General features: G+C 39.0%; 23 protein-coding genes. 15 read left to right on the top strand and 8 right to left on the bottom strand.

Annotated features, from left to right (window positions below; translation table 11 throughout):
• Positions 1-49 precede the first annotated feature (49 nt).
• The gene (locus E2L03_RS03285) at positions 50-709 is read left to right on the top strand and encodes a cobalamin B12-binding domain-containing protein (protein WP_038481469.1); all 660 of its coding nucleotides are present in this window, start codon (positions 50-52) and stop codon (positions 707-709) included.
• Complete coding sequence (locus E2L03_RS03280) at positions 696-1,439, top strand: STAS domain-containing protein (protein ID WP_134258561.1); 744 nt, start codon at positions 696-698, stop codon at positions 1,437-1,439. The genes E2L03_RS03285 and E2L03_RS03280 overlap by 14 nt, the downstream gene beginning before the upstream one ends.
• Before the next feature lie 26 nt (positions 1,440-1,465).
• On the opposite strand, the gene E2L03_RS03275 is transcribed toward E2L03_RS03280, so the two are convergent.
• Positions 1,466-3,070, bottom strand: a complete 1,605-nt coding sequence (locus tag E2L03_RS03275; RefSeq protein WP_084167481.1) for a peptide chain release factor 3 — start codon at positions 3,068-3,070, stop codon at positions 1,466-1,468.
• Positions 3,071-3,218: 148 nt separating this feature from the next.
• Between E2L03_RS03275 and E2L03_RS03270 the strand changes: the two genes are divergently transcribed.
• The 4 genes from E2L03_RS03270 to fabF all read left to right on the top strand — a co-directional run bounded on the left by E2L03_RS03270 (position 3,219) and on the right by fabF (position 6,047).
• On the top strand, positions 3,219-3,407 hold the full coding sequence (locus tag E2L03_RS03270) for a ComZ family protein (RefSeq protein WP_055736318.1): 189 nt from the start codon (positions 3,219-3,221) through the stop codon (positions 3,405-3,407).
• The gene (locus E2L03_RS03265) at positions 3,404-3,715 is read left to right on the top strand and encodes a hypothetical protein (RefSeq protein ID WP_038481460.1); all 312 of its coding nucleotides are present in this window, start codon (positions 3,404-3,406) and stop codon (positions 3,713-3,715) included. Before E2L03_RS03270 ends, E2L03_RS03265 begins: the two co-directional genes overlap by 4 nt.
• 110 nt (positions 3,716-3,825) lie before the next feature.
• A complete protein-coding gene (locus E2L03_RS03260; protein ID WP_134258560.1) occupies positions 3,826-4,761 on the top strand; it encodes a beta-ketoacyl-ACP synthase III in 936 nt (311 codons plus the stop codon).
• Between the two features lie 44 nt (positions 4,762-4,805).
• Positions 4,806-6,047 carry a beta-ketoacyl-ACP synthase II gene (fabF, locus tag E2L03_RS03255; RefSeq protein WP_038481453.1) on the top strand — a complete coding sequence of 414 codons (1,242 nt, stop codon included), beginning with the start codon at positions 4,806-4,808 and terminating at the stop codon, positions 6,045-6,047.
• A gap of 18 nt (positions 6,048-6,065) precedes the next feature.
• On the opposite strand, the gene E2L03_RS03250 is transcribed toward fabF, so the two are convergent.
• The 3 genes from E2L03_RS03250 to E2L03_RS03240 all read right to left on the bottom strand — a co-directional run bounded on the left by E2L03_RS03250 (position 6,066) and on the right by E2L03_RS03240 (position 9,705).
• Positions 6,066-8,528: a CBS domain-containing protein gene (locus E2L03_RS03250; RefSeq protein WP_134258559.1), complete on the bottom strand. Its 2,463-nt coding sequence runs from the start codon at positions 8,526-8,528 to the stop codon at positions 6,066-6,068.
• A 79-nt stretch (positions 8,529-8,607) separates the two neighbouring features.
• Positions 8,608-9,030: a hypothetical protein gene (locus E2L03_RS03245; RefSeq protein ID WP_095150458.1), complete on the bottom strand. Its 423-nt coding sequence runs from the start codon at positions 9,028-9,030 to the stop codon at positions 8,608-8,610.
• Positions 9,031-9,111: 81 nt separating this feature from the next.
• Complete coding sequence (locus E2L03_RS03240; protein ID WP_038481444.1) at positions 9,112-9,705, bottom strand: cell wall hydrolase; 594 nt, start codon at positions 9,703-9,705, stop codon at positions 9,112-9,114.
• A 378-nt stretch (positions 9,706-10,083) separates the two neighbouring features.
• Here E2L03_RS03240 and E2L03_RS03235 point away from each other — a divergent pair, with 378 nt between their 5' ends.
• Positions 10,084-10,737: a YkwD family sporulation-associated protein gene (locus tag E2L03_RS03235; RefSeq protein WP_078440085.1), complete on the top strand. Its 654-nt coding sequence runs from the start codon at positions 10,084-10,086 to the stop codon at positions 10,735-10,737.
• Positions 10,738-10,780: 43 nt separating this feature from the next.
• Here the strand turns inward: E2L03_RS03235 and coaA are convergent, their stop codons facing one another.
• Positions 10,781-11,731: a type I pantothenate kinase gene (coaA, locus tag E2L03_RS03230; protein ID WP_051667568.1), complete on the bottom strand. Its 951-nt coding sequence runs from the start codon at positions 11,729-11,731 to the stop codon at positions 10,781-10,783.
• A gap of 165 nt (positions 11,732-11,896) precedes the next feature.
• On the opposite strand from coaA, the gene E2L03_RS03225 reads away from it, so the two are divergent.
• From E2L03_RS03225 to E2L03_RS03215, 3 genes are all read left to right on the top strand, one after another.
• A complete protein-coding gene (locus E2L03_RS03225; protein WP_051667567.1) occupies positions 11,897-12,736 on the top strand; it encodes a DUF2268 domain-containing putative Zn-dependent protease in 840 nt (279 codons plus the stop codon).
• Between the two features lie 41 nt (positions 12,737-12,777).
• Positions 12,778-13,524: a YjbA family protein gene (locus tag E2L03_RS03220; RefSeq protein ID WP_038481441.1), complete on the top strand. Its 747-nt coding sequence runs from the start codon at positions 12,778-12,780 to the stop codon at positions 13,522-13,524.
• A 275-nt stretch (positions 13,525-13,799) separates the two neighbouring features.
• A complete protein-coding gene (locus E2L03_RS03215) occupies positions 13,800-14,276 on the top strand; it encodes a MarR family winged helix-turn-helix transcriptional regulator (protein ID WP_038481438.1) in 477 nt (158 codons plus the stop codon).
• Between the two features lie 99 nt (positions 14,277-14,375).
• Here the strand turns inward: E2L03_RS03215 and trpS are convergent, their stop codons facing one another.
• Entirely contained in the window at positions 14,376-15,365 is a 990-nt protein-coding gene (gene trpS, locus E2L03_RS03210) for a tryptophan--tRNA ligase (RefSeq protein WP_038481436.1), read from the bottom strand.
• 106 nt (positions 15,366-15,471) lie between these two features.
• Positions 15,472-15,633, bottom strand: a complete 162-nt coding sequence (locus E2L03_RS20200) for a hypothetical protein (protein ID WP_160319287.1) — start codon at positions 15,631-15,633, stop codon at positions 15,472-15,474.
• Positions 15,634-15,665: 32 nt separating this feature from the next.
• On the opposite strand from E2L03_RS20200, the gene E2L03_RS03205 reads away from it, so the two are divergent.
• Positions 15,666-16,181, top strand: coding sequence for a TlpA disulfide reductase family protein (locus tag E2L03_RS03205; RefSeq protein WP_134258558.1), 516 nt, complete (start codon positions 15,666-15,668; stop codon positions 16,179-16,181).
• 6 nt (positions 16,182-16,187) lie between these two features.
• On the opposite strand, the gene E2L03_RS03200 is transcribed toward E2L03_RS03205, so the two are convergent.
• On the bottom strand, positions 16,188-16,703 hold the full coding sequence (locus E2L03_RS03200) for an HD domain-containing protein (RefSeq protein WP_038481433.1): 516 nt from the start codon (positions 16,701-16,703) through the stop codon (positions 16,188-16,190).
• Between the two features lie 81 nt (positions 16,704-16,784).
• Here E2L03_RS03200 and trhA point away from each other — a divergent pair, with 81 nt between their 5' ends.
• The 4 genes from trhA (at position 16,785) to E2L03_RS03180 (ending at position 19,887) form a co-directional block, all read left to right on the top strand.
• Positions 16,785-17,438, top strand: coding sequence for a PAQR family membrane homeostasis protein TrhA (gene trhA, locus E2L03_RS03195; RefSeq protein WP_038481430.1), 654 nt, complete (start codon positions 16,785-16,787; stop codon positions 17,436-17,438).
• Between the two features lie 241 nt (positions 17,439-17,679).
• Positions 17,680-17,904, top strand: coding sequence for an excisionase family DNA-binding protein (locus tag E2L03_RS03190; RefSeq protein ID WP_038481427.1), 225 nt, complete (start codon positions 17,680-17,682; stop codon positions 17,902-17,904).
• A 25-nt stretch (positions 17,905-17,929) separates the two neighbouring features.
• Positions 17,930-19,159, top strand: a complete 1,230-nt coding sequence (locus tag E2L03_RS03185) for a putative glycoside hydrolase (RefSeq protein ID WP_241741917.1) — start codon at positions 17,930-17,932, stop codon at positions 19,157-19,159.
• A 158-nt stretch (positions 19,160-19,317) separates the two neighbouring features.
• Positions 19,318-19,887, top strand: a complete 570-nt coding sequence (locus E2L03_RS03180) for a GNAT family N-acetyltransferase (protein ID WP_038481421.1) — start codon at positions 19,318-19,320, stop codon at positions 19,885-19,887.
• Positions 19,888-19,898: the final 11 nt, after the last annotated feature.

The following is a 19,898-nucleotide window of genomic DNA, read 5'->3' as shown; positions in this document are numbered from 1 at the left end:
CTTAAACTAGGTAAAGAAGGAAAACGGTTGGGAGGAGGCGGAACGTGTAATGGAGCAGTCATGGGAAGTGTTAGTAGACGCCTTACTTGACGGAGATGAAGATCGTGCTTGGGATTGTGTCCGTCGCCTATCTGATGCGGGATATGATAGTATTTGGATATATGAAAAATTGTTAACGAAAGCTATGGCGCATACTGGGTGGCTATGGGAACAGAATGAGATAACAATCGCTGATGAACATTTAGCTACATCAACATGTGATTTTGTACTAACACGCTATCACCATTATATACGAAAATGGCGCATGCCCAAAAACGGCAAAAGCTTGATGTTTTTATGTTTAGATCAAGAGCAACATGATCTTGGGATCAAAATGTGCGCCTGTTTATTGGAAGAGCTGGGCTGGACGACACGGTTATTAGGAGCCAGTGTGCCCCTTGAGCAAGCGGAAATGATGGCGAAGAAATGGCAGCCTGATGCCATTGCCATTTCAGTTTCTATTCCGTATCATGCCCGCAGTTTAAGTTTGTATGTTGATACGTTAGAAAATTTACCTCATAAACCAACGATCGTTATTGGTGGACGACTTGTGTCAATGTACGATTTAAGTCCGCTTTGTAATGAACAAACCGTATTAATTGGAAACTTAGCAGAATTAGCTAAATGGCAGGAAAGACAGTTAGAGGTGAATGCGGATGTCCGCCATTAATCGTTTACCAGTTCCCTATTTTGAGTTAGACGAAACGTATCAAATCTTGAATCGCTCGATTGTTGCTAAACAAGCGTTTAAACAAGCCGATTCGTTTATTGATCTTTTAGATATAGGGAGTGTGGATAAGGTAACACGTTTTCTTGGCAAACAAGAAAATGGGAAGATCGAGTTAAATATGGATACGATAGAAGCTCCCTATGTATTGCATACATTGTTTGCAAATTGGGATGAAGAATGTTTCCATATTATTTGTATTAAACAAGATGGAAACTTAACAGAGCTGATTGAAAAGGTCCAAAAGCAAAGCAGACGCTTGGCGCAGACAGACTTTGAACTGCTTGAGAAAAAAGAAGAGCTTGAAGAATCTTTAAGTATGATTAAACAACTGTCGGCTCCATTTATTTCCATATCAGCCGAGCTTGCATTTGTTCCGTTTTTTGGTGACTTAGATGACCACTTAATTAAGCAAAATCAAGGAGTCATCTCAAAAAATGTATATCAAGCTGATTATGACTATCTTTTCTTTGACTTTAGTGGAGTTGGTACTATTACTAATCTAGGGTTGAGAGAGTTGCTCCGTTTAGTCCAAGCTCTACAGATTATGGGAATTGAAACACGAGTTATTGGTTTAAGACCAGAGCACGCACAGTTATTACGTGGAAACGATATTCAGAAACGAGCGGAATTTAACGGTAGTTTAGCTGAATTGATTCGTAAGCATATGTAAAAAAACCAGCCAATGGCTGGTTTTTCTTATTCAACCGTTTTCTTATAAAACGAGTTTTCATAAAACTGTAGATTAGGGTATTTTTCCTGGGCTGTCCGCATTTGAAATTCATTTTCAAACAAAGCGACAATCCGGTCTTCACGATCCGTAACTAAATTCCGTTGTTTTTCTTTAAATACGCTCAACTCTTTTTCATCACCATCAATCCATCGTGCAAATGAAAATGGTTGTCGGCTCATTTGAATATCTACATGATATTCGCTTTTCAATCGATGTTCGAGCACTTCAAATTGAAGGACGCCAACAACGCCAACAATTTGTTGTTCAACGTATTTGTTATACGTACGGAATAGCTGGATAGCCCCTTCTTCAGTCAGTTGCTGAAGGCCTTTTTCATACGATTTATGCTTAAGCGCTTCTTTTACTGTAATAGCAGAAAAATGCTCAGGCGAAAAGTGTGGCATCTCGCTAAACTCAAATGATTCGCCTTCAACCAGTGTGTCCCCAATACGAAAATGACCTGGATCAAATAAGCCAATTATATCACCGGCATAAGCCTCGTCTACAATACTCCGACTCTGCGCTAAAAATTGCGTAGGTTGTGCGAGTTTTAACGGTTTGTTCGTCCGGACATGCTTAACAGACATTCCTCGTTTAAATGTACCTGATGTAATGCGCAAAAATGCTACCCGGTCACGATGCTTCGCATTCATATTCGCTTGAACTTTAAATATAAAGCCAGAGAACTGTTCACGTTCCATTGGATCAATCGTTCCAATGGAGCTATCGCGTGGGCTTGGCGCAGGTGATAAACTTAGAAAATGTTCAAGAAAAGTCTGTACACCAAAACTAGAAATAGCTGATCCGAAGAAAATAGGTGTAAGTTCACCATTGTTAATTCGCTCTAAATCGTATTCATCTCCAGCTACATCAAGGAGCTCTAACTCCTCACGAAATTGCTGTACAAGCCCTTCGTCATTAACGACTTCGTCAATTTTTGGATCATCTGGACCAGTCACGCTAATAATATCAATATCTTTTGGATTGTTTGGGTTGTATAGCTCTAAACGTTTATTTACACGATCGTAGACGGCTTTAAATGACTGACCCATTCCAATTGGCCATCCCATTGGGAAAGAACGAATTCCTAGAAGGTTTTCAAGCTCTTCCATTAGTTCAAACGGGTCTCTCCCTTGTCGATCCAGTTTATTGATAAAGGTAAAAATAGGGATACCGCGAAGCTTACATACTTTAAATAATTTCTTTGTTTGGGCTTCCACCCCTTTAGCAGCATCAATTAACATGGTTGCTGAATCAGCAGCAGTTAATGTCCGATACGTATCTTCCGAAAAGTCCTCGTGACCAGGTGTATCCAAAATATTTACATGGTAGCCATTGTACAAAAATTCGAGGACAGAGCTTGTGACAGAAATCCCACGTTGCTTTTCTATTTCCATCCAATCACTTGTTGCGTGTTTTGCGTTCTTTCTTCCTTTTACAGTACCAGCTTCACGAATCGCACCACCAAAGAGCAATAGTTTTTCCGTAAGCGTTGTTTTTCCTGCATCTGGGTGAGAAATAATCGCAAATGTGCGTCTTGAGTTAATTTTATTCGTTAATGTTCCGTTCATGTTCATCCTCATTTCCAAACGTCGATTCACCTATTATAACAAGTTTTTCTATCCGTTTCACTTTCCTTTTTTAGATTGGGGCAATTCACTTGCGAATCAAAATACAATCAGTTACGTTAATAAAGATAAAAAGGAGGCTGTGCACATAATGACTGATCAAGAAAAAAATATGGCATTTATGCAGATTGCGATGAAATATGTTCCAGAGGCTAAAGAATTGATAGAAGCAAAAGGGATTGAACTAGGATTTGACGATTTGCAGCCAATGCTAGCATTGTTTACCAAAGTAATGAATGAAGCGTATGAGTTAGGTCAGAAAGATAGCGAAGAAGAATGACACAGCCGTTGCAACGTTTTATGCAGCCGGTTCAGGAAGGGATTTCACTTATAAAGAAAGGTGAATATGAAAAAGGGCTAGAGGCAATGGCACCATTTATTGGCATGATGGAGCAAGCAAATCACTTACCGATTCAGATCTTCTATTATTATGCAGTCGCCCAGTTTAAAACTGGCCAAATAGAACCCTTTATGTCTTCATATGAAAAAATAAAACAGCAAACGGCGGCCAATGAAGCGGAAGAAAAGATGAAAACCGATTTAGATAAATGGTTTGAGGCGCTTTTACAGGGTCTAAATGACGTTTAAAAAAGGGAACCATTCCACTTGAATAGAATTAGTACTAGACAGTTTCTTAAATTGTTTGCTAATATTAGTATCAGGTACTAATTTCTGTTCGATATGGAAGGGGAATATCCATGGCTAAAGCAGGCTTACTCGGTATAGGACGCTTTGTTCCTGAAAAAGTAGTCACAAATAAAGATTTTGAATCCTTTTTAGAAACGTCGGATGAATGGATTCGTACAAGAACTGGCATTGAAGAGAGACGATTCGCTGAAAACGTTGAAACGTCAGAAATGGCTTATCATTCAGCATTAAAAGCCCTTGAATCGGCAGAAGTAAAGGCAGAAGACATTGATTTAATTTTAGTGGCAACAGTGACACCTGACATGCCGTTTCCTAGTGTATCGTCCATTGTACAAAATCGCTTAGGGGCGACAAAAGCGGCGGCAATGGATATTAGTGCTGCTTGCGCTGGTTTTATATACGGAATTGCTACAGCACAACAGTTTATTGAAACAGGTGCCTATCAACATGTTCTTGTTATAGGTGTAGAGAAGTTAACCAAAGTGACGGATATGAATGATCGAAACACAGCTGTTTTATTTGGTGATGGAGCAGGTGCATGTGTCGTTGGACCAGTTTCAGAAGATCGTGGTATCCTAGCATTTGACTTAGGTTCAGATGGATCCGGCGGCATGCATATTAATAAGAAGAATAAATTTATTGAAATGAATGGTCGGGAAGTATTTAAGTTTGCCGTTCGTCAAATGGGGGATTCATCCATTCGCGCATTAACGAAGGCTGGCTTAACAAAGGAAGATGTTGATTTTCTTGTACCACACCAAGCGAATATCCGAATTATGGAAGCCTCTCGGGAACGATTAGAGTTACCGAAAGAAAAAATGTCGGTCACCGTAAATAAATTTGGTAATACCTCATCTGCATCCATTCCTATGGCGATGGTAGAAGAACTTGAGGCTGGAAAAATTAAAGACGGTGATGTACTAGTACTAGTAGGCTTTGGAGCAGGTCTTGTATGGGGCTCTGTTGCCTTGCGCTGGGGACGTTAATGAAAAGTTCGATTATGATTAAGTAAATAAAGGAGCGAACTATAGTGGAGAAACGACGAGTAGTTGTTACAGGTATTGGTGCTGTTACACCATTGGGACTAAATGCAGCAAGCTCTTGGGAAGCCGCTATTGCTGGTAAGTCAGGAATTGGCCATTTAACAAGGATTGATGCGGAATCTTATCCAATGAAAGTAGCTGCAGAAATTAATGACTTCAATCCAGAGGATTTTATTGATAAAAAAGAAGCAAGGCGAATGGATCGCTTTACACAATTTGCCGTTGCCTCGGCCAAACAGGCGCTTGCCGACTCAGGATTAGAAATAACCGATGAAAATGCTGCCCGTGTCGGTGTATGGATTGGTTCTGGTATAGGTGGAATGGAGACCTATGAAACCCAGTTTCGGACATTGATTGAAAAAGGACCAAGGCGTGTAAGTCCATTCTTTGTGCCAATGATGATCCCTGACATGGCAAGTGGTCAAGTATCTATTTTTACTGGAGCAAAAGGTCCTAACTCTTGCTCTGTAACAGCATGTGCTTCAGGGGCAAACTCAATTGGTGATGCGTTCAAAACCATTCAGCGTGGCGATGCAGATGCCATGATTGCAGGGGGGAGTGAAGCGCCAATTACCAATATGGCGGTAGCTGGCTTCTCATCTGCAAAAGCCATCACAACATCTGATAATCCAGATAAAGCATCACGACCGTTTGATGTAAATCGAAGTGGCTTTGTTATGGGGGAAGGCGCAGGAATTCTTATTTTAGAAAGCCTAGAATCTGCAAAAGCCCGTGGAGCGAAAATTTATGCTGAGATCGTCGGTTACGGATCAACTGGTGACGCACATCATATGACTGCGCCAGCACCAGATGGTGAAGGTGGAGCTCGTGCAATGGCAGCCGCAATTGCTGATTCGGGTCTAAAAAATGAGCAAATTAGCTACATTAATGCACATGGAACGAGTACAGATTTAAACGATCCTTATGAAACAAACGCGATTAAAACGGTATTAGGTGAGTACGCATATCAAGTGGCTGTTAGCTCGACAAAATCGATGACAGGTCACTTGCTAGGTGCTGCTGGAGCAGTAGAAGCGATCTTTTCAGTGAAAGCGATTGAAGAAGGAATTGTGCCACCAACTATAAACTTAGAAGAACCAGACCCAGCGTGTGATTTAGATTATGTACCAAATGAAGCACGCAAAATGAATGTAGAGGCTGTTCTAAGCAATTCATTAGGGTTTGGAGGGCATAATACTTCCCTTGTCTTTAAACGTTTTGAAGCGTAAAGAATACAAGCATGAGCGTTAACGCTCATGCTTGTTTATTTTGTTTGAAATCCACGCTAATGCATCTGTTTTCGTTCTTATTTCTCCACGTAACTGTCGTTTTTCAATAGCTAGCAGCCATGTTGAGAAGTGCGGACTCGGTTTAAAACCGAGAGCAATTAAATCTCTTCCAGTCACAAGAGGTGTTAGCTGCTCTCGCGCTTTTCGATAGCGTAACAACAGCTCATTTTCTTTATTTGGCAGGGTCGTAAAAAATAAAAGGGCATCTCTTTTTACTGAATAAAGGTAGCCATGTAAGTCGTCAAGAGAGGTTTCATCTTGGTGTTGCTCAATAAGTTGAATATCGGCTAGAAGCTTCTTCGATAATTTGGTTAATGCGAATGCGTGCAGTGCCGTTAACGAATGGCGCTGGTAAGCAATGGCGGCAATAGCCAAAAAAATTGACTCGCTTACATTTGCGCGAAACAACTGTTGAATATGTGTATACGCGTATTCACTCATCTCTGCACCAATTAAAGTCTCCCAAACTGGGTATTCAGAAAGTGCATGAAACAACCAAGGAAGCTGGCTTTCTCGTTGACTTAGCTCCAGTTCATGATAAACCCGTTGCTTACTAATCGTCTTAAGAGCATTTCCCATTGATTTTGCCTGTTCTTTTGTTTCGTTGCTTAACTGAAAGTCAAGTCTTTTTGCAAAGCGAAGTGCTCGAAACAAGCGTGTGGGATCTTCTATAAAGCTTAATGGGTGCAAAATGGAAATAGTCTTTGTTTGAATCTGTTGACGTCCTTGAAACGGATCTAAAATATCACCAAAACGAGACGCATTAAGTGAAATAGCAATTGCGTTAATGGCGAAATCACGACGAGCTAAATCATCATTTATACGAGCTGGTTGCACGTCTGGAAGGGCACCAGGTTTACGATAGTGTTCCTTTCTTGCTGTTACAAAATCAATTGAAACGTTTTGAAAAATCCATGTGGCAGTTAAAAAATGATTGTGCTGTTGTACCTCTCCTCCAAAATGTGTGGCCAAAGTAGTGGCAAACGAAATGGCATCTCCTTCTACAACTAAATCAATATCCTTTGAAGGACGGTTTAGAATAAGATCACGCACAATACCTCCAACGATAAACACCTGTACATTTCTTTCATCAGCGAGCTCCCCTATTTTCTGCAAAAAAGCAAAGGGTTTCACCCCGAAATAGCGAGTGAGTTCACTAGCGCTGTAGTGAGCCGAATGGTTAAATTGGTTCGAAATAATCGAGCTACGAGTTATGATTCCTTCTAATGTTCCGTCGTTCTTACAAATGGGAATGCGACCAATTACATTTTCTACCATCATTTTTTTGCCTTGTTCAATTGAGTCTGTTGCTTTTAATGTATGCACTTTTTTAGACATGATGGATGACACTAATTCAATGCCACCGTTTAAATCGATCGCCTGTTTTAGCTTTGCAGCTGTCAGCATTCCAATAACTTGATTGTTATCATTCACAACAGGAAATCCTTTATACGATGAGTCCTTGCTGCTACGAAATACTTCGGCTGCAGTAGAAGTAGCGGAAAAGGCTAGAACTGGCCAATGCATAATAGAACGGATAGGGATTTTTACTTGTATGCACGTTGTGAGCATACGGTGTACAGTTGCATATGCTTTAGCGAGTGGCTCATTCCGACAAATGGCAGAAGCGGCATAGTCATGTCCATTTCCACCTAACTGTTGCGCAACAATTTGAATGGGTACATCTGCACTCGTAGCTCGCGCAATCATATACGTGTGATGATGCAGTTGGCAAAGAACAATGGTTGCGTCTGGTGCATACAAGCTATGAATTTCTTCTACTACTGCTGCGATATCGCCGATATACTGATCGGCTATACAAGTGGAAAAGACAATACGCTTTTCTGCAATCGTTTGAATATCCACAGCGTTAAAAAGGGTCTCAAACAAAGGATGTTCACCGACGTGTGCCTGCAAAAATTCATGAATGACCTTTAAATTCATTCCATTTACATGTAAAAAAGCTGCCGCTTCTAAATCGGCAATCGTAACAGTTTCATTTGTAAGTCGATTTGTATCACTATATAAGCCTAAACCAAATAACGTTGCTTCTACAGGCGTGATCTTTATTCCGTTCTGAATAATTGGTTGGAGTAACAATGTAATATTTGCACCAGTAGCTTCGGTTTGATGGTGGTCAATATAAGAACGCTCAATCTCATTTAGAGATAAAAAAGAGGCAATCCCAGCTCGCTCATCTGTTGAGCAGTCGACGTATGTAATGGCCCTGACGTTATTCCAGTCAATCTGTTTATACGTGAACCACTCAAAGGAACGAGTGTACAAATGTAAAAATTGCTTTACTCGCTCTCCTAGACTAGGAGGGAGCGCTACAACAGCTTTAGGATCTAATTTATGTGCAGCAACCAACGAGGCGAGCCCGTCAAAATCGAGATTCATATGGCTAACGATGAGCTTCATATTAGCACTCCTTTCATGCCATAGGCGAGTCACTTGTCCTATTAGTATAACAAAAAAACAGCGGTTTTAGCCGCCGTTCTTATCGGTAAGAGTCGATAATAAAACCATCTTGAATATAGGGTGTCAAGTTTGATGTTTTATTGAAACGGTGAAAATGAGCTGTAAGAACTTCTATGTCACGTTGATGGCTCTCCAATGTGCTTGTTGATAAGGAGTGGATGAGCGGTTTGATTTTATGATAAAGCGTGTTAAAGGTGTAGTGATTTTTTAAAATATGAAGGGATTCATTTGGCAGCGAATTGGTTCGAGTCGAAGGGCTTTTTGCTTCTTTTCTATAAAAAGCAAAGCCATAACTATAAATATCGTTTTCAGAAACGGACCTTGCTGTTGGTAATGTAGGGCTTGATTTTGGGATACGCTTAACGGTTTCAACCCCTTGTGGTTCAAAGCGGCTACTTAGGGCACCTGTCACCATTCGATCATAACGTGTAATGGTCTTCAATGTCATCACCTCTCTTAATTATCCATACCCATATCTATGAAAAAAACACATTGTTTTTGCAAACAATGTGTTTTTATCTATTTATTTAGCAAAGACATGATTACCAATAACAATTGTTTGCTCTCTAGTAGCGACCCAACCACTAGTTGCGGTAGTTGGATTATAGAAATAAAGAGATTGTTGACCTAGCCCACGATAAGCAATGGCTTCATTTACTGCTTGACGTGATTCTTCATCGGCATCGTTATGAATGGCACCATCTAATACCGGAGAAAACGCATAGTGACCTGATGGTGTTACTTGATGAATGACATTATACATGGAATCAGGATATTCTGGATGGTCAAGGCGGTTGAGTAAGACGGTAGCGACCGCCACTTTTCCTTCATAAGATTCTCCTCTTGCTTCAGCATAAACAAGTTTTGCCATCCACTCACGATCGGAAGCAGTGATGGCTGTAGGAATGGTTAACGTCGTTCCGGCTTCAAGCTGATTCGTTTTCAACTGATTTATTCGTTGGATAGAAGCTTGTGATACGCCATATCGTTCACTTATTGTATAGAGAGATTCTCCATTTTGTACAGGATGCTTAACAGTTTTTCCTTCTATTGAAGCAGAAGAAAACAGACTAATGCCAAAAAAGGCTATGAATGAAAGAGTTACTTTTTTAAACATAACATGGTTCACTCCTAAAATGTTTAGTAAAAACGCACGTAATCACTTTATCAAAAAAACAAGCCGTTGCACCTAGGAATGTTTTCCAAAAGTTTGGAAACACGTTTGCAATAAGGCTGCACTAAATATGACAAGTATGTAACAGATAAAACAAAGATTACAGCTTCATAACATTATAGACGTAATTTCCAGTTTGAAATAGAAAAGTTGTTAGCCAACATGACTTGTATAATCGCATCCAATCCACTATTACAAAGCATTTTAACATGGATACACATGAACATTTTTCCATCGTCTAAAAAAAAAAGCTATGCTAGGATTGCCATGTGCTCAAGAGATTGGGCAACGCAATTTGATCTATTTTAGGAGGATACTGGGATGAAGAAACTTGCGATTGCAACATTCGTAGCAACACTTACTTTAGGATTGAACCACGTTGACCGTGCAGAGGCGTCAACAGGTCATCAATATAACACGGCACCAATACAATGGAATGGTGATTGTTTTTCATCAGCTCCAGCATATGGTGAAATCAATTGGTCTACAGAAGATTGGCAACAACCTGAAGTAGAAGAAGAGACGCCAGAGTCAGAGACGGATGTAGTAGAAGAAGAGTCAGATGCAAGCGAAGAGGCTGCTGAAGCAAGCGATGTTAGTGAAGAAGAACAGCAAATGGTTGATCTAGTTAATTCAGCACGCGCTGAAAGTGGCTTAGCTCCACTTGAAATAGATCAAGAGTTAACAGAAGTGGCTCGTGTGAAAGCTCAAGATATGATTGACAACAATTATTTTGCTCATGAATCACCTACTTATGGTTCTCCTTTTCAAATGATGGACCACTTTGGTATTACATACCAAACAGCTGGTGAGAACTTGGCAGGGAACCAAACGGTTGAGCAAGCTCATACAGCATTAATGAACTCTCAAGGTCACAGAGAAAACATTTTAAGTAGCAATTATTCAGAAGTTGGAATCGGCATTGTTGATGGCGGTCCTTATGGGAAAATGTTCGTTCAATTGTTTAAAGGTTAACGACAAAAATACCTTGTTCCGTTTTATCGGAACAAGGTATTTTTTATTTTCGAAGTTGTATGTGTTCGACCCGATGCTGCTTCCCTTTTGTTAAGATTAAGTCTGCGCGCAATCGAGTTGGCTTAATATTCTTCTCAAGGTTTACACCGTTAATGGAATGCCAGATCGATTTGGCCATTTCGGTTGCTTCTTTATCGTCTAAGTTTTTATAGCGATGAAAATATGAGCTTGGGTCTTGAAACGCTGTATTTCTTAATAAATGAAATCGTTCCACATACCAAGAAATGATGTCTTCCTCATCAGCATCTACATAAATACTGTAATCAAAAAAATCAGAGACGAATAAAGGTGGCATTCGTTTTCCTTTGCGGTTTACTTGCAACACATTAATTCCTTCAACAATGACAACATCAGGTTGTACAATTTTCTGCGTTTGAGCTGCTTCTATATTGTATGTTAGGTGGGAATAGACAGGCGCTTCAACTTCATTGACCCCAGATTTAAGTTCAGTTAAGAATGAGATGAGGCGTCGAATATCGTAACTTTCAGGAAACCCTTTTCGCTTCATCAAACCTCTTTCTTCTAGAACCTCATTTGGATATAAAAAGCCATCGGTTGTCACAAGCGAGACAGTTGGTTGATTTGGCCACCTTTTCGCAAGTGCTTGAATTAAACGAGCCGTGGTGCTCTTCCCAACAGAGACGCTTCCAGCAATTCCAATTATAAAGGGAACCCGTTTGCGGCTTCTTTGTAAAAATTCATTCATATCTTGATGTAGTTTTACATTATGATACATCCGTTTATAAAGTAATTCAGATAATGGCATATACACATCGTTTACTTCAGAAGCAGATATCGTTTCATAAATTCCTTCTATTTCTTTTCGCTCTTGTTCCGTTAGATTTGAACGCAATCCTTTATTCAAGCTGGCCCACTCTTTTCGAGTTAACCGTGTAAAAGCATCTAGTGTTTTTGTCAGCTCATCCGTTGTCATATGGATCTCCTTTAAGGCCAATTCTTAACATGTGTATCAGAAGCGTAGCATGGTCAGATCGGATAATCAAGATCGGAGTCTTTCTTGCATAGTGTAAATGAAAGCGTCTTTTTTATACAGGAGAGTTATTCACCGAGAGTCGTAAGAAAGCATAAGGGGGAGAAGATGGCTGTTATTCGCACAAATAAGTGGGGTGAATTGTTTTTAAAGCATGTTCATAATCAAAAAGATGAAGAATTAGCGTTTCAACGATTATTTATTCAGCCGTTACAGCCGCTTTTTCAGTTTGGAACGGATACGGAGTTGGCTACGTATTTGGAAAAAGTAGGGTTATTTACACTAGGTGACACAGATGCGCTTTCTCTATTTATCACAAAAAACTATTGGGTATTTTTGCAAGAGAAGTTTTTAGAACTAAAAGAGGCTTGGAAAGGACCAAATGTTCCGATATATCTTTTACTTGCCAATGAGCATTTAAAGAATAGGCAGACCGATGTGAAAGGTATGATGGGTCTTAGTTTTGAAAATGGAATTGTTTTAATCGTGTCTGAAACCATAGAAGCAAACGATCTTTTTGCCCTTTTAATCCATGAATATCATCATGTTTGCAGGTTGTCTCATACAAAAGAGAATGAAGAAACGATTACATTATTGGAATCGATGGTAATGGAAGGGTTGGCAGAGCTAGCTGTAAAGGAGTGGTTAGGAGAAGGGTATTTGGCACCGTGGACGTCATTATATGATAAGACGTGGAACGATAAATGGGCAGACATCATTAGTCCTAAAAAGCTCCAATTAATGGGTAGAAGACGGTATAAAGACCTTTTATACGGAAATGCCAAAAAGAATATACCTCATATGCTCGGTTACTATCTTGGCTATCAATTGTGTCATCAAGCCGCCTCTCTTTTAAACGAAGAAACAACCGCGCTTCTTACAACACCTGCAGAAAAAATCTATCGCTACGGATCTATAGAAGATGGGTTTAAGAACAATAAGCCCTGACCATACTGAGATCAAGAACATACTAGCGAGGAGGAAGAAGTATGGTGATGATGCGTGATGTCTGGGTTAACTGGTTCGAAGGTGAAGAAAATGGCTATAATGTGTGCGAGTTCCATGAGTGGCGAAGTGAAGATCGTGTGGAAGTATTGGATCAAGTGAAATTAATTCGTGCAAGTAAGGATCTTTTTACTTATATCGAAAATCAATTGCTCGATTTACCACAGAACTTGTTAGATGCTGTACATCAAAAAAGCTATTTAAGAAAAAACATGTCTCGTATTCAGTTAGACTATTGTTTTATTGTAACGGATGGAACAAGGATTTTAGCAGTTGATACAATGGGTTATAAAACACCGATACGAAAGAGCCGATTAACACCAAGGCAGGAACAACTTGTCTACGATGCACTAAACGATCAAGAAGTTCAATATTATGAATTATCGGTCCCTCTGCCTGAAAAAGAATATCACTTACTCTCTTTAAGTCCAAATGACCTACAAGGCTTAACAAGAAGTGAACGTCAATTAAAACAGTTATTGTTTATGGTATTGGATCAACTATATACGACTGCTTCTGATGCTGAATTAATTTATTGGTGTACAGAATGGGACCCAAATGCCTATGAACAATTGAAAAATAAGGAACGGGAAGAAGTCTGGGCCTATTTATTAGATGGTGTAGGTGCTGGTTGGTCTAATGAACACTATCAGTTATGTAAGGGCATGGTGAAGGGCCATACGTTTTTTGAAAAACTGTGGGAACTTGAGCATCCAGAACGAGTAAAGTAAATCTTTTCTAAAGCGTTTTATTTACATCAAATCGGCTTTCTCTTATAATAATAATAAGTAAGAAGGAGGGGAAGTCGGTTGGATACAAACGATATGGCCTATTTAGTCATGCAAATCTTTTCAGTTGTTTTATTAGTCGGTACACTCGGATTATCATTTTTCGTTGGTAAAGTATTAAAAAAGCAAAACGGTTATTAAACGAAAAAGAAGGGTTCCATAGTCGGAAGCCTTTTTTTCATCGTGTTAAAAATGGAGACATAAAAGGATGTGGTGACTTGAAAAATACGCTTTTAGAAGCTATGGATGTCTTTAAAGATGTATTTTTTTATGGCCATCAAATAATTGAAGAAGAGCTTACCCATGAATTCAGGGATCTTTCTCCTGAACAGCTTGCTGTACTTATTATCATTGATTTAACAGGACCACTAACATCAAAAGAAATTGCAGAATACCAACGGACTCATAAAAGCGCAGTATCCAATCGATTAAAAAAGTTACAACAAAAAAATTTAATTCAATTTAAAGAGAGTGACAAAGATAGCCGCTTAAAATATGTTCATTTCTCAGAAGAGGGAAAAGCGAAAATGAAGGCGTATCAGGAAGAGGTACATACTTACTTTACTGCATTATTTTCAGATTTTGAGGCACAAGAAGTGGCACAGTTTTATCAATTAATGAACAAAATTCGAGAAAGATTACGCCAATATACTTCGGTTAAAATTAGCGAACATAAACGCTCGCTTGAAAAATAGATAGAACGACACAGAACGCTTTCGATTAGAAGGCGTTTTTATGTGTTTTTTAACCATCACAAAAACACCCCCTCAACTGATTTTTGAGGGGATAGTTACTTACCTTTTTTTTCGCCCAAGGCCGATTGCGTTTTCCGCTTTTTTTAAAGTCTTGTTGGCTTTTTTTGCAGCTTTCTCTGCACCAGCATCAAGAATGTCATCCAACTCACTAGAGTTAATTAAATCATAATAGCGTTTTTGAACTGGTTCTAGGGTGTGAATAACTGCTTCAGCAAGGTCTGATTTAAATGGACCGTAGCCTGAGTCGCGGTAACGTTCTTCAAGTGATGGAATACTTTCGTCTGTACATAAAGAAAAAATGGAGAGCAGATTTGATACTGCAGGTTTGTTTTCTGGATCGAAACGAATCGTTCCATCTGAATCGGTAACAGCACTCTTTAGCTTCTTTTCAATCGTTTTAGGTTCATCTAATAAAGAAATATAGCTTTTGGGCTGTGGGTTTGATTTACTCATCTTCTTAGTCGGATCATTTAGTGACATAATACGCGCACCGACTTTAGGGATCTGAACCTCTGGAATTGTAAATACTTCTCCATATTTGTTATTAAAACGTTCTGCTAAGTTACGAGCAAGCTCTAGGTGCTGTTTTTGATCTTCTCCAACAGGAACAATTGTTGTTTGATAAAGTAAAATGTCTGCAGCCATTAAAGGTGGATATGTAAGTAATGCAGATGAAACACCATCTTTTCCTGCTGATTTGTCTTTAAATTGTGTCATTCGTTCAAGTTCACCAATGTAAGATAAACATTGCATCATCCAGCCAAGCTGAGCGTGGGCAGGTACTTCTGATTGAATGAACAACGTCGCTTTTGTAGGATCAATTCCTGATGCAAGATAGAGGGCCGCAAGACTTCTAATTTGTTGTCTTAACTTTAACCGCTCTTGTGGGACTGTAATGGCATGTTGGTCTACGATGCAAAAATAACTGTCATAGTCATGTTGCATAGAAGAAAAGTGCTTTAATGCACCTAAATAATTTCCGAGAGTTAAAATACCGCTCGGCTGAATTCCTGAAAACACTGTTTGCATAACGTTCACTCCTGTTCGTCTACTCCTAAATTATCCTAATTCAGATTTTCTATAATTGCAACTGGACCTACTCTGATTGCTCCAGGTTTGTGATGGCTGATTTCCATTAATCATGCTTATTCTTTTTCTTGCGCAAAATAAAGAGGCAAATGTTTAGTGCAAGTAACAGCGAAAACCAAAGTAGAGAAAAAGGTATATCTTGAAAAAAGAAAACAAATAGTAAGAAAGCAAGAACAGCGACTAACTGATACACATGTAAGATATTCATAAAAAAAGCTCCTTAAGAGAAAGAGGGATAGAATGAAGCAAGGAAAATGGGTTGGTGTACTATGGCTAATTGGTCTACTTCTTGTTACAGGTTCAGGTGGAACTGTAAAGGCTCAGGAACAAGGTCCTCATATGGACCAAGTGTTGGCACCCTTTAGTGGAACGACACTGAATGGAGAGACAATCCACTATGAAATTGGTGCAAACAATAAAACGGTGATTCATTTTTTTGCGACTTGGTGTTATCCATGTCAAGAAGAAATGCCTGCAATTGTTAGCTTAAGTAATCAGATAAAGGAGCAATCAAAGAGCCAATTTATCCCTATAAATTTAACTAGCTCGGAAAAAAGCGTAAAAGAGTTAACGCCATTTTTGCAACAGTATGGCGCTACTTTTGATCCGCTTTTGGACCATAACGGTTCCTTGCAAAAGGAATTTCAAATTTTTGGTGTACCTACAACCATTGTTATTAACCAAAATGGAGTCATTACTCAACGGATAAATGGTCCAATTACTAAAGAAGAATTTTTATCTATAAGTGAACAGTAGGAATATCTACTCGTTCAGTAAAGCATCAATTTGCACATCAAGGTCTTGAAGAAGGCTACGGGCGCGTTCCATCGTAATAGAACGATAATGATGATCGCCTCCTGGTTCTTCGTCAAGGGTATCTGCTTGGGCCACTATTTGTTGCAGCGGAGTTAACGATAATTGACTTGGAGGTAAATGTGAATCGGTGTGAAGCAGGATAGCAATGGCAATTTCTTTTGCTTTTTTAGGATGTTCACCAAGTCGAATTAATAATTTATGGGCACGTTCAGCACCTTTAATAGGATGGATGTCGTACGCTTTATAAAGTGAATAGTCCCATTTACCATTTTTATACCAGGTGTAATGGCCAATATCATGCAAGAATGCTGCTTTAGTAGCTAAATCAACGTCTACTTTATGATTAATGGCTAAGGCATACGCGTGATACGCGACACGAATAGCATGAGCCATACCTGAACGATTAATGTATTTTTGTGTAATACGATGGTCAAAGACTTGAGTTAATGTAACATCTCTCATCTTTTCACTCCTTCCAAGCAATATGCAGTTTTAATTACCTATGCTATAATGGTTTAAAGCGTTTGTAAAGGAGAGGTTTAGTTGGCGGAGACGCATATTTTTACAAAACGAGAAGAAATTGCAAATGCCATTACACATGGTGTTGGTACACTGCTTAGTATTGCTGCCCTCACATTGCTCATTGTCTATTCGAGCTTGTATGGAAATGCTTGGCATGTTGTGACATTTACCATTTACGGGGCAAGTATGTTGCTCCTATATAGTTCTTCAACAATGGTTCATAGCTTTCCACCTGGCAAAGCAAAAGATGTCTTTGAAATAATGGATCATGCAGCCATTTATGTGTTCATTGCAGGAACATATACGCCCATTGCCCTTATTTTAGTAGGCGGCGGCTTAGGATGGACGTTATTTGGAATTGCATGGGGCTTTGCAATTGGTGGCGTGATTTTTAAAATCTTTTTTGTTAAAAAATTCTTGTTCATTTCAACAATGATTTATTTACTGATGGGATGGCTTGCATTGCTTGCAATCGGTCCGATTTTTCACTCACTTTCAACTACAGGTATTTGGTATTTACTCATCGGCGGTATTTTTTATTCAGTTGGTACTGTCTTTTATATGTGGAGAGGGTTTCCTTATCACCACGCGGTATGGCACCTATTTGTGATAGCCGGTTCCGTCTTCCATTTCTTTTTAATTCTTCATCATGTTTTGCCAGTGGGATTAGAATAGAAGAAAATTTAAAAGCGCTATTGACGTATTGCTTTATTGTCAAACGCGCTTTTTTTAATGGAAACAATGAAAAATAAGTTGCGAAAAGCGGCGGTATTTAAGATCATGAGCTATGCTTTATTTTGAAAAGTTCATGTTGGGAAAAAAGGAAGGTTCTTGAAAAAAATTAGAATTTTTTCTGCCTTTTTGATGGCATAAATCAACTAAGAACGTTATACTTTATGTCGAGGAGGCTCGTAATTTGTATATTACGTTAGAGCAGTTATCCACCTATTTAGGACTTACTGAATCGTACATAAAAGAACAGCTTCATTTAGGAAACATAAAAGGTGTTTACGACGGAAATCGCTGGCTTTTTAACAAGGAACAATTTGCGCTGCATAAAGATCGGTTAGAGCAGAAACGAAAGCAGCTTTTGAAAGAACTAGAGTTAGAAGAAGATTGGGATGCTAAAGATGAAGATTAGCTTTTAAAAACTAAGGAGTGTAGGTATGAATAATTTTTTAAAACGAACTTGTTTTACGATCGGTGCAGGTGCACTTGGGTCTGCATTGTTTTTAATGGCAACGACAGAGGCAAAAGCAGATTCAGGTGTGGCATTAATGCATTCGCAAAAGGTAACAAGTGAAAGCAAAACGTTCGAAATTCCTTCGTCATCTGCTCGATTTGTCTATCAATCTGGCTATCAGTTTGATTATCCTGAAGACGGCGTAAGAGGGATCTTTTTAACTGCTCATTCTGCAGGAGGCTCAAGATTAAATACACTTGTTGATTTTGTAAATGAGACAGATATTAATTCAATGGTCATTGACATAAAGGATGATACTGGAAACATTACGTATATGCCTGAAGAGGATTCTCCATTTTACGATATTGCAAAAAACTATATTGATGATCCTGCTGCAATGATGTCGGTTTTAGAAGAGAATGATATATATCCTATTGCGCGAATTGTTGTGTTTAAAGACTCAGTTCTTGCTGACTTAAAGCCTGAGCTTTCTTTTAGAGAAAGCAATGGTCAGTTATGGAAAAACCGAAATGGTGATGCGTTTGTCAATCCATTTTTAGAAGAAGTATGGGATTACAATGTAGAAGTGGCAAAAGAAGCTGCGAAAATGGGCTTTAAAGACATTCAGTTTGACTATGTTCGCTTCCCAGAAGGTTTCTTAGGCCGTTCTGACAGTTTAGAGTATGGTTTAGGGAACTATGATGAAGGTGATGGAGCTACTGTTGAAAGTCGAATTGACGCAGTTGCAGATTTTGTTGGCTATGCCCGAGAAGAATTACAGCCTTTTGGTGTAGATGTATCTGTTGATATCTTCGGTGCTGCAGCGCGTGGTTTTGAAGAAAATGTAGGACAAGATTTCGTGAAAATCTCTAAGAATGTTGACGTTATTTCATCAATGCCGTACCCGAGCCACTGGGGACCGTTTTCCATTGGTGATATTGATAAGCCAGATTTGTATCCATATGAAGTAATGGATGAGTACTCTCAATTAGAAAACGATGTGCTAGCTGAGTTAGGTGATGAAAAGCCTGTTCAAAGACCTTGGCTACAAGATTTTACAGCCAGTTATTTAGGGTCTGGAAACTATATAAATTATGGTGTAAATGAAGTTGAAGCACAGATTAAAGCACTTCATGACAATGATATTCATGAATTTTTACTTTGGAATGCAAGTAACTCGTATACAGAAGGCGTTAATTACGTGAATCCATAAAGAAGAGGTTGTTTAACTTGGTGTAGACCGAGTTAAACAACCTTTTTTAAAAGGGGGAACGTATTCATAAGATCGACTCGTCAGGAAATACTACAAGAGAGTAGGTTTGTAATTGGTGAAATGACGGTATAGTAGCAATAAAAAGGAGGAAATGTGTCATGAAAACTTGGTATGATAAACTTGCAGAGTATTTTCCTATTGAGGAAATGAAATCGGAAGAGCATATGAAACTTTTGTTAAAAGAGAAAGGTGATATTTATCACAAAGACGAGAGTGATCAACATGTACTCATGTACGTGGAAACAGACGAATTTGTGTTTGTCGATTATCTGTTTGTTTCAAGCAATGCGAGAGGAGCAGGTTTAGGGAAAAAATTATTGGACCAATTGAAAAATAAGAAAAAGCCGATTATACTAGAAGTAGAACCTGTTGATTATGAAGACACAGATACAAAAAAAAGACAGCGGTTCTATAAACGAGAAGGTTTTACTCATGCTAAATCAATCGGCTATCGTCGGCGTTCTCTAGCGACGAATGAAGTCAATGAATTAGAAATTCTTTTTTGGTCACCAGAGAACGACGATGAGAATACAATTTATGAACAAATGAAACACACGTACGAAACGATTCATACGTATAAAGATAAACATTTATATGGTGAATCCTATGAGCCCGTTAACAAAGTATTAACGTATGAGGAAGAAAGCAAACCTGTGAAACCTTCTTGAAAAGGTGGTGT

It is taken from the genome of Shouchella oshimensis (assembly GCF_004375095.1).
Taxonomy (GTDB): Bacteria; Bacillota; Bacilli; order Bacillales; family Bacillaceae_D; genus Shouchella; species Shouchella oshimensis.
Note: the sequence above shows the minus strand (reverse complement) of the source record. Positions and strands in the feature narration are given on the sequence as shown.

Bases quoted from the DNA above. Each gene is read 5' to 3' on its own strand.
- E2L03_RS03250 (WP_134258559.1), bottom strand. From the start codon at position 8,528: ATGAAGCTCATCGTTAGCCATATGAATCTCGATTTTGACGGGCTCGCC.
- E2L03_RS03285 (WP_038481469.1), top strand. From the start codon at position 50: ATGGAGCAGTCATGGGAAGTGTTAGTAGACGCCTTACTTGACGGAGAT.
- E2L03_RS03225 (WP_051667567.1), top strand. From the start codon at position 11,897: ATGGCTGTTATTCGCACAAATAAGTGGGGTGAATTGTTTTTAAAGCAT.
- E2L03_RS03265 (WP_038481460.1), top strand. From the start codon at position 3,404: ATGACACAGCCGTTGCAACGTTTTATGCAGCCGGTTCAGGAAGGGATT.
- E2L03_RS20200 (WP_160319287.1), bottom strand. From the start codon at position 15,633: ATGAATATCTTACATGTGTATCAGTTAGTCGCTGTTCTTGCTTTCTTA.
- E2L03_RS03280 (WP_134258561.1), top strand. From the start codon at position 696: ATGTCCGCCATTAATCGTTTACCAGTTCCCTATTTTGAGTTAGACGAA.
- E2L03_RS03270 (WP_055736318.1), top strand. From the start codon at position 3,219: ATGACTGATCAAGAAAAAAATATGGCATTTATGCAGATTGCGATGAAA.
- E2L03_RS03185 (WP_241741917.1), top strand. From the start codon at position 17,930: ATGAATAATTTTTTAAAACGAACTTGTTTTACGATCGGTGCAGGTGCA.
- E2L03_RS03235 (WP_078440085.1), top strand. From the start codon at position 10,084: ATGAAGAAACTTGCGATTGCAACATTCGTAGCAACACTTACTTTAGGA.
- E2L03_RS03205 (WP_134258558.1), top strand. From the start codon at position 15,666: ATGAAGCAAGGAAAATGGGTTGGTGTACTATGGCTAATTGGTCTACTT.
- coaA (WP_051667568.1), bottom strand. From the start codon at position 11,731: ATGACAACGGATGAGCTGACAAAAACACTAGATGCTTTTACACGGTTA.
- E2L03_RS03240 (WP_038481444.1), bottom strand. From the start codon at position 9,705: ATGTTTAAAAAAGTAACTCTTTCATTCATAGCCTTTTTTGGCATTAGT.
- E2L03_RS03200 (WP_038481433.1), bottom strand. From the start codon at position 16,703: ATGAGAGATGTTACATTAACTCAAGTCTTTGACCATCGTATTACACAA.
- E2L03_RS03260 (WP_134258560.1), top strand. From the start codon at position 3,826: ATGGCTAAAGCAGGCTTACTCGGTATAGGACGCTTTGTTCCTGAAAAA.
- E2L03_RS03180 (WP_038481421.1), top strand. From the start codon at position 19,318: ATGAAAACTTGGTATGATAAACTTGCAGAGTATTTTCCTATTGAGGAA.
- trpS (WP_038481436.1), bottom strand. From the start codon at position 15,365: ATGCAAACAGTGTTTTCAGGAATTCAGCCGAGCGGTATTTTAACTCTC.
- E2L03_RS03275 (WP_084167481.1), bottom strand. From the start codon at position 3,070: ATGAACGGAACATTAACGAATAAAATTAACTCAAGACGCACATTTGCG.
- E2L03_RS03220 (WP_038481441.1), top strand. From the start codon at position 12,778: ATGGTGATGATGCGTGATGTCTGGGTTAACTGGTTCGAAGGTGAAGAA.